The organism is Polaromonas sp. YR568 (genome assembly GCF_943371715.1).
Classification (GTDB): Bacteria; Pseudomonadota; Gammaproteobacteria; order Burkholderiales; family Burkholderiaceae_C; genus Polaromonas.
Genome location: NZ_CALRVW010000019.1, coordinates 1 through 12788 on the forward strand (window position 1 = coordinate 1; position 12788 = coordinate 12788).

The 12788-nt window shown below is 66.0% G+C and carries 12 protein-coding genes; 4 read left to right on the plus strand and 8 right to left on the minus strand.

The window, feature by feature from the left end:
- Positions 1 to 160: 160 nt before the first annotated feature.
- Positions 161 to 1258, minus strand: a complete 1098-nt coding sequence (alr, locus tag AAG813_RS13905; protein ID WP_341916142.1) for an alanine racemase — start codon at positions 1256 to 1258, stop codon at positions 161 to 163.
- Between the two features lie 193 nt (positions 1259 to 1451).
- On the opposite strand from alr, the gene lplT reads away from it, so the two are divergent.
- From lplT to AAG813_RS13920, 3 genes are read left to right on the plus strand one after another with little or no spacing between them, the layout of a single operon-like run.
- Positions 1452 to 2732, plus strand: coding sequence for a lysophospholipid transporter LplT (lplT, locus tag AAG813_RS13910; protein WP_341916224.1), 1281 nt, complete (start codon positions 1452 to 1454; stop codon positions 2730 to 2732).
- A gap of 10 nt (positions 2733 to 2742) precedes the next feature.
- Positions 2743 to 3672 (plus strand): DMT family transporter, encoded by a 930-nt coding sequence (locus AAG813_RS13915; protein ID WP_341916143.1) that lies wholly within the window; start codon positions 2743 to 2745, stop codon positions 3670 to 3672.
- Between the two features lie 55 nt (positions 3673 to 3727).
- The gene (locus AAG813_RS13920; RefSeq protein ID WP_341916144.1) at positions 3728 to 4213 is read left to right on the plus strand and encodes a glutathione peroxidase; all 486 of its coding nucleotides are present in this window, start codon (positions 3728 to 3730) and stop codon (positions 4211 to 4213) included.
- Here AAG813_RS13920 and AAG813_RS13925 read toward each other — a convergent pair.
- Positions 4210 to 5313 carry an acyltransferase family protein gene (locus tag AAG813_RS13925; protein ID WP_341916145.1) on the minus strand — a complete coding sequence of 368 codons (1104 nt, stop codon included), beginning with the start codon at positions 5311 to 5313 and terminating at the stop codon, positions 4210 to 4212. The two genes, AAG813_RS13920 and AAG813_RS13925, sit on opposite strands and share 4 nt — an antisense overlap.
- A gap of 234 nt (positions 5314 to 5547) precedes the next feature.
- On the opposite strand from AAG813_RS13925, the gene AAG813_RS13930 reads away from it, so the two are divergent.
- Positions 5548 to 6420: a LytTR family DNA-binding domain-containing protein gene (locus AAG813_RS13930; RefSeq protein WP_341916146.1), complete on the plus strand. Its 873-nt coding sequence runs from the start codon at positions 5548 to 5550 to the stop codon at positions 6418 to 6420.
- A 47-nt stretch (positions 6421 to 6467) separates the two neighbouring features.
- Here AAG813_RS13930 and glcF read toward each other — a convergent pair whose 3' ends face one another.
- The 6 genes from glcF to glnK all read right to left on the minus strand — a co-directional run bounded on the left by glcF (position 6468) and on the right by glnK (position 12765).
- On the minus strand, positions 6468 to 7712 hold the full coding sequence (gene glcF / locus AAG813_RS13935; protein ID WP_341916147.1) for a glycolate oxidase subunit GlcF: 1245 nt from the start codon (positions 7710 to 7712) through the stop codon (positions 6468 to 6470).
- A complete protein-coding gene (gene glcE, locus AAG813_RS13940) occupies positions 7712 to 8809 on the minus strand; it encodes a glycolate oxidase subunit GlcE (RefSeq protein ID WP_341916148.1) in 1098 nt (365 codons plus the stop codon). Before glcE ends, glcF begins: the two co-directional genes overlap by 1 nt.
- 74 nt (positions 8810 to 8883) lie before the next feature.
- The gene (locus tag AAG813_RS13945; protein WP_341916149.1) at positions 8884 to 9816 is read right to left on the minus strand and encodes an SMP-30/gluconolactonase/LRE family protein; all 933 of its coding nucleotides are present in this window, start codon (positions 9814 to 9816) and stop codon (positions 8884 to 8886) included.
- Positions 9813 to 10679, minus strand: coding sequence for an aldose 1-epimerase (locus AAG813_RS13950; RefSeq protein WP_341916150.1), 867 nt, complete (start codon positions 10677 to 10679; stop codon positions 9813 to 9815). The genes AAG813_RS13945 and AAG813_RS13950 overlap by 4 nt, the downstream gene beginning before the upstream one ends.
- Positions 10680 to 10851: 172 nt before the next feature.
- Entirely contained in the window at positions 10852 to 12399 is a 1548-nt protein-coding gene (gene amt, locus AAG813_RS13955) for an ammonium transporter (protein ID WP_341916151.1), read from the minus strand.
- Positions 12400 to 12426: 27 nt separating this feature from the next.
- Positions 12427 to 12765: a P-II family nitrogen regulator gene (glnK, locus tag AAG813_RS13960; RefSeq protein WP_077591625.1), complete on the minus strand. Its 339-nt coding sequence runs from the start codon at positions 12763 to 12765 to the stop codon at positions 12427 to 12429.
- Positions 12766 to 12788 lie beyond the last annotated feature (23 nt).

Sequence of the window (12788 nt, forward strand, 5' to 3'; positions counted from 1 at the left end):
CCCAGACCATCGGGTCGCCTTTCTTTTGGGTACTTTTCTTTGGCGAAGCAAAGAAAAGTGCCTCGCCCGCCGGGGCGAGTCCCGGCCAGCAGGCATACCCAGCGGCACGAGCAAACCAACATGGATCCCGGATCAAGTCCGGGATGACAGGCCCTGGAAACTAGTCCGCCACCACCACCGGAACACGCTGCGCCAGCGCACACATCAACTCATAACCGACCGTACCCGCAGCCGCTGCGACCTCGTCGATCGACAACAAGGCGCCGCTGGACGCCCGCCCCCACAAGGTCACGTCCGACCCCATGCCCGCATCGGGCACCGGTGTCAGGTCCACCGTGATCATGTCCATGCTGACGCGGCCCACCATGCGTGTGCGCACGCCATGAACCAGCACCGGTGTACCGGTCGTGCAGTGCCGGGGGTAGCCGTCGGCATAACCGCAGGCCACGACGCCGATGCGCAGCGGGCCGTCGGCTGTGAAGCTGGATCCGTAACCGACCGTGTCCCCCGCCACCAGCTGTTGCACACCAATGATTTTCGACGCCAGCGTCATCGTCGGCTGCAACCCCCAGTCGGCGGCACTGTGCTCGGGGAAATCGGGCGAACTGCCGTACACCGCGATGCCGGGCCGCACCCAGTCGGACTTCTCGCCGATGGCGATGCCATGGCGAAAGGTGGCCGCGCTGTTGCTCAGCGTGCGTTCGCCGGGCAGGTCGTGCGTGACCGACTCGAACACCTGCAGCTGGTGGGTGATCCCGCGTGCGCCGTCGGCGTCACTGAAATGGGTCATCAGTGAAATTTCTTCCACCTGCGGCAGGGCGTTGAGCCGCGTCCAGGCCGCGCGGTAACGCTCGGGCGTGAACCCCAGGCGGTTCATGCCCGAGTTCATCTTGAGGAAGACGCGGTGCGGCATCTGGGTCTTGTGGGCCGCGAGCATATCGATCTGCTCGTCGCAATGAATGGCGTGCCACAGGCCCAGGCGTGAACACAGTTCCAGGTCGCGTGCGTCAAAACAGCCTTCCAGCAGCAGGATGGGGCCGCGCCAGTCGAGCGCTCGCAGGCGCTGGGCCTCGGCCAGGTCCAGCAACGCAAAGCCGTCGGCGCTGCGCAGCGCATCAAACACGCGCTCGATGCCATGGCCGTAGGCGTTGGCCTTGACGACGGCCCAGACCCGCGCGTCCGGCGCAGCAGCGCGCGCGCGCGCCAGGTTGTGGCTGAGGGCGGCGGCATGAACAGTGGCAAGAATGGGGCGGGGCATGTCAGGCAACGGCTCGTGGTGATGGAAAACAGGACGGGGGCAAGGGTTAACGCAGGCTTGTCAAGACCTATTTGTCGATTCTGCCATCCTGCCGCGTGCTATAAACCTTGATAGTCAGGAGACATTCACTTATATCGTGCAACATCAGACGGCCTGATGCATTCGCCACAGTGACCAAAACAGATTAATGAAGCTGAAGCGCGGTTTTTACACCATCATGGCGGCCCAGTTTTTCAGCTCGCTGGCTGATAACGCGCTGTTCGTCGCCGCCGTGGAGCTGCTCAGAACCAGTGGCGCGCCCAAATGGCAGCCGGCTGCGCTGGTGCCCATGTTTGCGCTTTTTTACGTGGTGCTGGCGCCCTTTGTCGGCGCCTTTGCCGATGCGCAGCCCAAGGGCAAGGTCATGTTCATCAGCAATGCCATCAAGGTGGTGGGCTGCCTCATGATGCTGTTCGGCACCCACCCGCTGATGGCCTACGCGATTGTCGGCCTGGGTGCTGCGGCCTATTCACCGGCCAAATACGGCATCCTCACCGAACTGCTGCCGGCCTCCCAGCTGGTCAAGGCCAACGGCTGGATCGAAGGCCTGACGATTGCGTCCATCATCCTGGGCGTGCTGCTGGGCGGCCAGCTGGTCGGCCATTCGGTGTCGCACCTGTTGTTGTCGTTCGACTTCCCCATCATCAGCACCGGCATCGACACGCCGCCCGAAGCGGCCATCTGCGCGCTGATCCTCCTGTATGCGATCGCGGCCTGGTTCAACACGCGGATTCCGCTGACCGGCGTCGAAATGCGCCCGATGCCGCGCAACAAGCTCGAGCTGCTGCCCGACTTCTGGAACTGCAATTCCACGCTGTGGCGCGACAAGCTGGGCCAGATTTCGCTGGCCACCACCACGCTGTTCTGGGGCGTGTCGGGCAACCTGCGTTACATCGTGCTGGCCTGGAGCGCGGCGGCTTTGGGCTACAGCACCACACAGGCGTCGTCGCTGGTGGGCGTGGTGGCCATCGGCACCGCCGCCGGCGCGATCCTGGCGTCCATGCGCATGCGGCTGGAACACGCCACCCTGGTGATGCCACTGGGCATTGCCATGGGCCTGCTGGTGATCCTGATGAATTTCATCACCAACGTCTGGGTGGCCGCGCCCTTCCTGATCCTGCTCGGCGGCCTGGGCGGCTTCCTGGTGGTGCCGATGAACGCGCTGCTGCAGCACCGCGGCCACAACCTGATGGGCGCCGGCCGCTCCATCGCGGTGCAGAACTTCAACGAGCAGGCCTGTATTCTGGCGCTGGGCGCCGGCTACAGCCTGTCCACCGGCATGGGCCTGTCGGCCTTCGGCGCCATCACCGCCTTCGGTGTGGTGGTGGCCGGTTTCATGTGGCTGATCCAGCGCTGGCACAAAAGCAACTGCATCAAGTACAAAGAGCAGGTGGACCACCTGCTGACCATCGCGCGCAGCGACAACTCGCACTGATGCGGGGGGCATGGATGGGCGGCCGTGCCGTGGCCCCGTGGAGCCAGACGCCGTGAACCGTCGTGGCGCCGCCCTCGCTGTCTCCGCGCTGGTCTTCAACGCCTTTGTCTGGGGCGTGTCCTGGTGGCCGTTTCGCGAACTGCAGTCGCAGGGGCTGCACCCCCTGTGGTCCACCGCACTGATCTACTTCTTTTCGCTGGGCTGCATCTCGGCCTGGCGGCCCGGCGGCTGGCGCAGCTTCGCGCGGCACCCGCAGCTCTGGTGGCTGGCCGTCGCCGCAGGGCTGACCAATGTCGGCTTCAACTGGGCCGTGACCGTCGGCGATGTGGTGCGGGTGGTGCTGCTGTTCTACCTGATGCCGGCGTGGTCGGTGCTGCTGGCCTGGGGCCTGCTGGGGGAAAAGCCGACCCGCGCTTCGCTGCTGCGCCTGGCGCTGGCAATGGCCGGTGTGCTGATCGTGCTGAAGTCGCCGGACTCGCCCTGGCCGGTACCGCACAGCGCCGCCGACTGGCTGGCCCTGATGGGCGGCCTGAGCTTTGCCGCTACCAACGTGCTGCTGCGCAAGCTGGCGCACACGCCCAGCGAATCACGCATGATGGCCATGTTTGGCGGCGGCGGCCTCCTCGCCACCGCCACCGCATTGCTGGGCATGGCCTGGGACATCGTGCCGGCGCCGGTCTGGAGCACCTCGTGGGCCGCTGTGGCGCTGGGACTGGCAGTGGCCTTCCTGCTCAGCAACATGGCGCTGCAGTATGGCGCGGCGCGCCTGGCGGCCAGCACCACCGCACTCGTGATGCTGACCGAGATCCTGTTTGCCAGCCTGTCGGCGGCCGCACTCGGCGCGGCGGAATTCAGCTCGCGCACGCTGCTGGGCGGCAGCCTGATTGTGCTGGCCGCCGCGCTGGCTGCCCTCGCCCCTGCGCCCCCTCCCCCCAAATAACCTTCGAGTTTTTCGGCCAGCTGCCGTACAGTGGCAGATCAACCAGGAGCGCCCCATGAGCAGCATTTACGACTTCGAAGCCCGACAGATCAACGGCCAGGACATCCCGCTTTCGCAATTCAAGGGCAAGGTCATGCTGATCGTGAACACGGCCAGCAAGTGCGGCTTCACGCCGCAGTTCGGCGGCCTGGAGGAACTGCACAAGACCTACACCGGCAAGGGCCTGGTGGTGCTGGGTTTCCCGTGCAACCAGTTCGGCTCGCAGGACCCGGGCGCCGACGGCGAGATTGCCGAGTTCTGCCAGGTCAATTACGGCGTGAGTTTTCCGATGATGGGCAAGATCGACGTCAACGGCCCGGCTGCGCACCCGCTGTACAAATGGCTGTCGTCCGAAGCGCCGGGCCTGCTGGGCAGCAAGGCCATCAAATGGAACTTCACCAAGTTCCTGGTCGGCAAGGACGGCCAGGTGATCCGGCGTTATGCGCCGACCGACAAGCCGGCCGACCTGGCGAAAGACGTGGAAGCCGCGCTGGCCGCCTAGAAAGCGGCCCGCCCGCGTCGCGCGGCGGCGTCCGGCGATGGCGCTTTTGCCGGGCAGGGTCCGAGCCCGAACAGCGGACGCAACCAGGCGCTGCGGCGCACCAGGGCAGTCAAACCCCAGCAGCCCAGCACCGTTGCGCTCAACAACAGCAAGGGCTCGCCCAGCGGCCCCAGGTGCAGCGGCGCCAGCCACCAGGCCAGCGCGATGATCAGCGTCTGGTGCAGCAGATACCACGGGTACACCGACTCCCTGGCCCAGGGCAGCCAGTGCCAGGGATGATTGAGCTTCACGTGGCCCCAGCCGAGAATCGCCAGCAGCGCCGTCCACAGGTAGACGTCGGCCGTCAGGCGCAGCAGCTGGCGCGGCACGGTCAGCTCGGCGGGCAACGCGCGCATGCCCAGATACAGCGCCAGCAGCGCCAGCGCGATGCCGAGCGCCGGCCAGCGCAGCCGCGACGCCTCGGCCCACCAGCCTTCGTCCGTGCCTATCCACCAGCCGTAGAGAAACAGCGTGAAATACACCGCATGCAGCCAGCCGTCATGGATCAGGTCATGGGTGGGCGGAAAGTGCGGCCACAAGGCCAGTGACCAGGCCATCAGGGGCAGGGCCGGCACACTCAGCAGCGCCCAACCACGCAGGCCCGTGAACCCCCTGCGCAGGCGCCGGGCCGCAACCGAATGAAGCAGTGGCAGCAACAGGACCAGCACGGTGGTGTACACCCACAGGTAGGGCAGGTACCAGAGGTGATTCCAGGTCACCCCGAAGTCCGAGCCGTCAAACGCATTTTTCGGCCAGGGCCCGCCGCCGGCATAACGCAGCAGGAAGGCGCCAAAGCCGGGCGCAATGCGGCCGTTGGCCACGCCCTGCGCATAGGCCTGGAAGGGCACGATCACGGCCATGCCGAACAGCAGCGGCAACAACAGCCGCCAGCTGCGTTCGCGCCACAGGGCACCGGCGCCCCGGTCGCGCTGCAGAAAACCCAGGGCCAGCCCCGAAATCAGGAACACCAGGTCCATGCGCCATAGATTGAGCGACCGCATGGGCAACTGCAGCCACTCGGCCGCATGCGGGCTTTTCAGGTGCCAGGGCCAGCCGGCCACGTACGTAATACATGGCCACGTGATAGAGGATGACCAGGCCAAAGGCCAGGACGCGCAAGGCATCGATGTCGTGACGGCGGTTCATGGTTTTCTCCCGGAGGAAACACAAGTGACCGTCATTTTTTTTGTGCACCAGGCTTCTTCGGACACCCCCGTGGGACAAGTTGCAGGCTGTTTGTGACAAGCGGTGGCCGAGGGGGACGAAAATGCGGGCATTTCTTCTAGACTGACGGCATGTCGGACCCAGCAGACTCCAAAATAGCCTGGCTGGCGCGTTACCGGCCCTACCGGCGCGCCGCCGAAATCGGCTTCTGGATCACCGTGCTGTCTATCCACATGCTGTTCAACAGCATCACGGCCTGGATCGACCTGCGCCATGTGGCTTTTGTCCAGCCCCTGGTCTGGGAACTCTCAAGCAACCTGACCGTGGGCCTGCTGATTCCCGCACTGGTCGCCTTCGAACGGCGCTTTCCACTGCACTGGGACACGCTGCGCCGCAACCTGCCCTGGCACCTGGCCGGCACACTGGTGTTTTGCGCCGTGCATGTGCTGGTGATGATGACGCTGCGCAAGGCCGCCTACGCGACCGTGGGTGCCAGCTACCCCATCGGCAACTGGGCAACCGTGTTCACCTACGAGTACCTCAAGGACGTGCGCAGTTATGTGCTGATTCTTGGCACCGTGCTCGGCTACCGCCTGCTGCTGTTGCGCCTGCAGGGAGAGGCGCGTGTGCTGGACGCGCCCGAAGCCGCCGCGGGCACCGCACCGGCGGCCGGCGCTGCCACGCGGCCCGAACGTTTCCTGGTGCGCAAGTTGCGCAAGGAGTTCCTGATTGCCGCCACAGACATCGAATGGCTGCAGGCCCAGGGCAACTACGTTGGCATCCACGTCAACGGCCACGACTACCTGCTGCGCTCGACCCTCGCGGATTTCCTCGGCCAGCTGGACCCGGCGCGTTTTGTCCAGGTGCACCGGAGCTTCGCCGTCAACCTGGACCGTGTGGCCGAAATCGAGCCGCTGGACAGCGGCGACGCCCGCCTGCGCATGAAGGATGGCAGCCAGGTGGCGTGCAGCCGGCGCTACCGCGCAGCCCTGGGCGGCGTCTGACTCATGACCAAATCGACCTTCAGCCCAATCTGGACGGGCACTAACAGCTATCTATTTTGTAGCACATCAACCCCGGTCAGCGACTCGTCCAGCACTTCGATCCAGTGCCGCACCGGCGTGGCGGTGCCGCTTTGCAGGTGGGTGATGCAGCCGATGTTGGCCGACACAATCACCTCGGGGGCCATCTCGCCCAGGTTCGCCAGCTTGCGGTCGCGCAGCTGGAAAGCGATCTCCGGGTTCAGCACCGAGTAGGTGCCGGCGGAGCCGCAGCACAGATGGGCTTCGCAGCTGGCGACCTTCACGTCGAACCCCAGGGCGCCCAGTTGTTGCTCAACGCCGCCACGCAGCTGCTGGCCGTGCTGCAGGGTGCAGGGCGGATGAAACGCGATCTGGCCGGCCTGGGCCGTCACGCGCGCACGCAGCGGCGCCACCAGTTCGGGCAGCAGCTCGCTCAGGTCGCGCGTCAGTTCGCTGATGCGCGCCGCCTTGGCCGCATACGCCGCATCGTCCTGCAGGTGGTAGCCGTACTCCTTGACCGTGACGCCGCAGCCCGAGGCGTTCATCACAATCGCCTCGGTCCCCGCCTCGACATGCGGCCACCAGGCGTCGATGTTGCGGCGCATCTCGGCCTTGCCGCCGTCCTGGTCGTTCAGGTGAAACTTGACGGCGCCGCAGCAGCCGGCCTTGGCCGCCACCACAGTCTGGATGCCCGCCGCGTCGAGCACACGCGCCGTCGCGCTGTTGATGTTGGGCATCATGGCGGGCTGCACGCAACCGGCCAGCATCAGCATCTTGCGCGGGTGTTCACGCTGCGGCCAGCGGCCCGCTGGCTGGCGCGCCGGCACCTTGTTCTTCAGCGCCGCCGGCAACAGGCCACGCACGGCCTGACCGAGTTTCATCGCCGGTGCAAACAGCGGCGACGGCAGGCCTTCTTTCAGCGCCCAGCGCACGACGTTCTCGGAAGCGGGCCGCGGCACCCGTTCATCGACCAGCTTGCGGCCGATGTCGATCAGGTGGCCGTACTGCACGCCGCTGGGGCAGGTGGTTTCGCAGTTGCGGCAGGTCAGGCAGCGGTCCAGGTGCAACTGGGTCTTGCGCGTTGGCGCCTGGCCTTCGAGCACCTGCTTGATCAGGTAGATGCGCCCGCGCGGTCCGTCGAGTTCGTCGCCGAGCAGCTGGTAGGTCGGGCAGGTCGCGGTGCAAAAACCGCAGTGCACACATTTGCGCAGAATTGCTTCGGCCGCCTGGCCGTCGGCGGTGTTCTTGAATTCGGGGGCGAGGTGGGTTTGCATCAGAAGTCGGGGTAAAGGCGGCCGCGGTTGAAGATGCCGGCGGGATCGAATTCTTTCTTGAGCTGGCGGTGAATCCGGTCCAGCGGCGGTTTCAAGGGGTCAAATCGGCCCTCTGCCCTTGAGGATCGGGCGCCATTAGCTATAAAAAGCGTAGCGGTTCCGCCAACGGCGGCTGCGGCATCGCGCAGGCGCTGTGCCTCGCCGGCGGCGGCCCGCACCCAGCGCTGCGCACCGTGCCATTCGACCAGCGGCGGCTCGGGCAGGTCCAGCACCGGTGCGGTCTGCGGCACCGACAGGCGCCACAGGTCGCGCTCGCCGCGCGCCTGAAACCAGGGCAGCTGCTGGTCGCGGCACAAGGTCCAGTCGGGCGCCACCGCGGCCTGGTCCTGGCGTTCGCCGCCCAGTGTCTTGCAGGCGGCCTCGACCGCCGCGACGGCGCCGCGCAAACGCAGGTACAGGGTGGGTGCGCCGGCGTCGTCGACCCAGCAGCTGGCGTTGAGCGGCAAGGGCTGCCCGCCCCAGCGGTTCAACCTGGCCAGGGCCTCGGACTGGCTCATTCCGAACTTCAGCGTGGCTTCGGCCGGCGCCACCGGCAATACCTTGAGACTGATTTCCGTGAGCAGCCCCAGCGTGCCCATGGCCCCCACCATCAGCCGGGAGACGTCATAACCCGCCACGTTTTTCATGACCTGGCCGCCGAAGGTCAGCAACTCGCCCTTGCCATTGAGCAGGGTGACGCCAAGCACATAGTCGCGCACCGCACCCACGCTGGCGCGCGCCGGGCCGCTCAGGCCGGCGGCGACCATGCCCCCCACCGTGGCGCCTGGCCCGAACCGGGGCGGCTCGAAAGGCAGGCACTGGCCGCGTTCGGCCAGCAGCGCTTCAAGTTCGGCGAGCGGTGTGCCGGCCCGCGCGGTGACCACCAGTTCGGTGGGCTCGTAACTGGTGATGCCCGCCAGCGGCGTGACATCCAGCACCTCGCCCTGCAACGTCTGGCCGTAGAAGTCCTTGCTGCCACCACCGCGTATGCGCAGTGGCGCGCCGCTGGCTGCCGCGGCCCGCACCCGGTCCATGATCAATTGAAGCGCTGAATTCATGGTCCTGATGGTAAGGGGGCGCCGGCCGACCGGGTTTGATATTTTTGAACGCGGGCTGTTCGCTTTTTTGGGGCTCAGCCCGGGTCCGCGAAGAAGTTGACCGGCAGACCGGGCACATCGACGCGCATGGAAAACACGCAGCCGGACTGCGGCAGCGCGTCGAGCTCTGCGGCCGGCCGCCCCTGACGCGCCGTGGTCAGGTACAGCGTCCGCAGGTCATCGCCGCCAAAACACACCATGGTCGGACACACCACGGGGGTGGGCATGTCGGCCAGCAGTTCGCCGCCCGGCGACAGCTTGAGCACGCGCCCGCCCTCGTACATGGCCACCCAGTAATTGCCCTGGCTGTCCACCGCAGCGCCGTCGGGCCGGCCGCCATACCCCGGCATGCCGGCCTGCCAGCCGGGCGGCTTGGGCGGGAATTGCCGGAACACGCGTTGCCGGGCCAGGGTGTTGGCGGCAGCGTCCCAGTCCCAGGCATGGATGACATGGCCGGTCGTGTCGGCCCAGTACAGGGTCCGGCTGTCGGTCGACCAGGCCAGGCCGTTGCCCACGGTTGCGTCGCCGGCCATGCGCTCCAGCGTTGGCGTGTGGCCGGCCCGGCTGTCCAGGCAATACAGCGCCGCCTCGCGCGCATCGCGCGGCTCGTAAATGGTGCCGGCCCAGAAACGGCCCAGCGGGTCACATTTGCCGTCGTTGAAGCGGGTGGTTCGCGGGTCGTGCGCAGCCCCGGCGAGTTGCTCCAGCGCACCACCCCAAGTCCGCGCCCGGTAGATGCCGTCGCGCAGCGCGATCACGAGCCCGCCGCTGCGCGCCGGGGCGATGCAGCCGGGCTCCAAGTCGTGCGGCGCGGTCATGGCCCAGCTTTCCACCGTGCCCATGAACACATTGCTGCGATTGATTTTTTTGCCGGCGATATCGACCCAGTAGAGCAGCTGCTCGTCGGGGTGCCAGAACGGCGATTCGCCCAGTTCGCTGGGCTGCGCCACGGTGGTCGTCCAGATCACGGCGCAGGCTCCACCTGGACGCTCATGTGGGCGCTCATCGATTCGCCCGGTGCCAGCACCTGGATGCCCAGCTCATCGGCCTGGCCCGCGCCAGCCTGCAGCAGGTTAACCGCATTGTTGACATGGCTGACCGGCTCGATCGCCACAAAATCCCGCTTCGGGTTGGTGAACACCACCAGGCGGCCCAGATTGGACGCGATGCGGGTGTGCATTTTCTCGTCGTGCAGATGCACCACGCCGTTCCAGCCGTCAAAGCAGTGGTCCACATCGAGTGCGGCGCAGTCCACATCGAGTCCGTGCGCCGGCTGGCGATGTGTCGGCAGCTTTTCCTCGTTCATCTCCCAGCGCCCGGTCGCTTCAAACGTGATGCGGCTGCGGCTGCGCTTGACGAAGTAGGGGTGCCAACCCAGACCAGCCGGCGCCGGCGTGGCCGACTGGTTGGTCATGCTCAGCGTGAGTTCGAGGGTGTTGCCACTGAGGCGGAAAGTCTGCGAGGCGTCAAAGGCAAACGGCCAGGCGGCATCGGCGCTGTGTTCGAAGGCGAGCATCAGCAGTTGCTCGTCCTGCTCGAGCACCTGCCAGGGCCGCTGCCAGCCCAGGCCATGGATGGCGTGCGGTTCCGGTCCGTTGTTCTGCACCAGCGGGTGGCTGGTGCCCTGCCACTTCAGCGTGGCATGGCCGACACGGTTGGAAAACGGCACCAGCGGATAACTGCCGGCCAGGCGCACCGACATCAACTCGCTGGCGGGTGTCGAGCGCAGCACGGGCAGGTCGCCGAGCCAGAGGCCGGCCACGCAGCCGCCCAGGTCGGGCTTGATGTCACAACGCAGGCTGGCGCTGGACAAGGTGATGGGCTCGGTCATGGGCAGGTCTCCTGCCGACATTGTGCACCGGTGGGCAGACAGTTCCAGGCAAAAAAAAGCCCGCCAGAACCGAAGTTCTTGCGGGCTCAACATCCAAAGGAGACTCTCGCTATTTATCCCAAATTCATTGCAGCTGCCGTGGCCACCCGGAGGCGGCCACGGCTTGTGCCGGTCAGCGGCTGTAGGCGGTTTCGCCGTGCGACGTGATGTCCAGGCCTTCGCGCTCGTCTTCTTCGCTGACACGCAGGCCGATGGTCAGGTCCACCACCTTGTAGGCGATGAAGGACACCACACCGGACCAGACCACCGTGATCAACACAGCCTTGAGCTGGATCCAGACCTGGGCAACGATGGAGTAATCCGCCGCCGTCACCATGGTGGCCGTGACCCAGTCCGCCACGTAGCCGGGGCCGCCCAGGCTGGGGGAATTGAACACGCCGGTCAGCAGGGCACCGAGGATACCGCCGATGCCGTGCACGCCGAACACGTCGAGCGAGTCGTCCGCACCCAGCATTTTCTTCAGGCCATTGACACCCCAGAGGCAGGCAAAACCAGCCACCAGGCCAATGATCAGGCCGCCGCCGATGCCGACGTTGCCGGCTGCCGGCGTGATCGCCACCAGACCAGCGACCGCACCGGAAGCCGCACCCAGCATCGAAGCCTTGCCGCGCATCAGCGCCTCACCGACACACCAGGCCAGCACCGCGGCGGCCGTGGCACCCAGGGTGTTGATGAAAGCCAGGGCGGCGAAGCCGTTGGCTTCCAGGGCGGAACCGGCGTTGAAACCGAACCAGCCGACCCACAGCAGCGCGGAGCCGACCATGGTCAGTGTCAGGCTGTGAGGGGCCATGGCTTCCTTGCCGTAACCGATACGCTTGCCCACCATGTAGGCGCCGACCAGACCGGCGACGGCGGCGTTGATGTGCACGACGGTACCGCCGGCGAAATCAAGCGCACCCGACTGCCAGATGTACCCGGCTTTGGCGGTCATCTCGTCAACCACTTCCTTGGCGGTGTAGGCGTCAGGACCCATCCAGAACCACACCATGTGCGCCATCGGTGCGTAGCTGAAGGTGAACCAGATGACCATGAACATCAGCACGGCGGAGAACTTCATGCGTTCGGCAAAGGCGCCCACGATCAGTGCGCAGGTGATGCCGGCAAAGGTGGCCTGGAAGGCGGCGAAGATGATCTCGGGAATCACAACACCCTTGCTGAAGGTCGCTGCATTGGCAAAGGTGCCGGCAGCGTTGTCCCAGACACCTTTCATGAACAACCGGTCGAAGCCGCCGAAGAAGGCATTGCCCTCGGTGAAGGCCAGGCTGTAGCCGTAGATGAACCACAACACGACGATCATCGAGAAGGTGACCATGACCTGCATGAGTACCGACAGCATGTTCTTGCTGCGGACCAGGCCGCCGTAGAACAGGGCCAGGCCGGGAATGGTCATCAGGATCACCAGCATGGTCGACACCATCATCCAGGCGGTATCGCCCTTGTTGGGGACGGCGGCAGGCGCGGCTGGCGCAGCAGGAGCGGCAGGCGCTGCGGCTTCGGCTGCAGCCGGTGCTGCCACCGCTGCAGGGGCAGCTGCGGGCGCGGCCGCCGGTGCAGCGGCTTCAGAGGCCGCGGGGGCAGCTGCCGGCGCCTGCGCCAGCACGGCGGCGCCGGAAGTCAGCAGGCTCAGTCCCAGAGCCAGGGAGGCAAGTAGTTTTTTCATGTCTATTTCTCTTTTTAGGGTTGAGGCTTAGAGCGCTTCCTTGCCGGTTTCACCGGTGCGGATACGCACGACCTGCTCGAGGTTGTAGACGAAGACCTTGCCGTCGCCGATCTTGCCGGTACGGGCTGCGCCCTCCACGGCTTCGATGACGCGGTCCACCAGCTCGTCGGACACCGCTGCCTCGATCTTGACCTTGGGCAGGAAGTCCACGACGTATTCAGCGCCGCGGTACAGCTCCGTGTGGCCTTTCTGGCGGCCGAAGCCCTTGACTTCGGTCACGGTGATGCCCTGCACACCAATACCGGACAGCGCCTCGCGCACTTCGTCCAGCTTGAACGGTTTGATAATGGCCGTTACGAGTTTCATGAGTTCTCCTTTGCCTCAGCTTC

What these genes read in the sequence shown, in the direction of transcription:
- alr (WP_341916142.1), bottom strand. Translation starts at nt 1,258, where the DNA reads ATGCCCCGCCCCATTCTTGCCACTGTTCATGCCGCCGCCCTCAGCCAC.
- AAG813_RS13915 (WP_341916143.1), top strand. Translation starts at nt 2,743, where the DNA reads ATGGATGGGCGGCCGTGCCGTGGCCCCGTGGAGCCAGACGCCGTGAAC.
- AAG813_RS13920 (WP_341916144.1), top strand. Translation starts at nt 3,728, where the DNA reads ATGAGCAGCATTTACGACTTCGAAGCCCGACAGATCAACGGCCAGGAC.
- AAG813_RS13930 (WP_341916146.1), top strand. Translation starts at nt 5,548, where the DNA reads ATGTCGGACCCAGCAGACTCCAAAATAGCCTGGCTGGCGCGTTACCGG.
- glcF (WP_341916147.1), bottom strand. Translation starts at nt 7,712, where the DNA reads ATGCAAACCCACCTCGCCCCCGAATTCAAGAACACCGCCGACGGCCAG.
- glcE (WP_341916148.1), bottom strand. Translation starts at nt 8,809, where the DNA reads ATGAATTCAGCGCTTCAATTGATCATGGACCGGGTGCGGGCCGCGGCA.
- AAG813_RS13950 (WP_341916150.1), bottom strand. Translation starts at nt 10,679, where the DNA reads ATGACCGAGCCCATCACCTTGTCCAGCGCCAGCCTGCGTTGTGACATC.
- amt (WP_341916151.1), bottom strand. Translation starts at nt 12,399, where the DNA reads ATGAAAAAACTACTTGCCTCCCTGGCTCTGGGACTGAGCCTGCTGACT.
- glnK (WP_077591625.1), bottom strand. Translation starts at nt 12,765, where the DNA reads ATGAAACTCGTAACGGCCATTATCAAACCGTTCAAGCTGGACGAAGTG.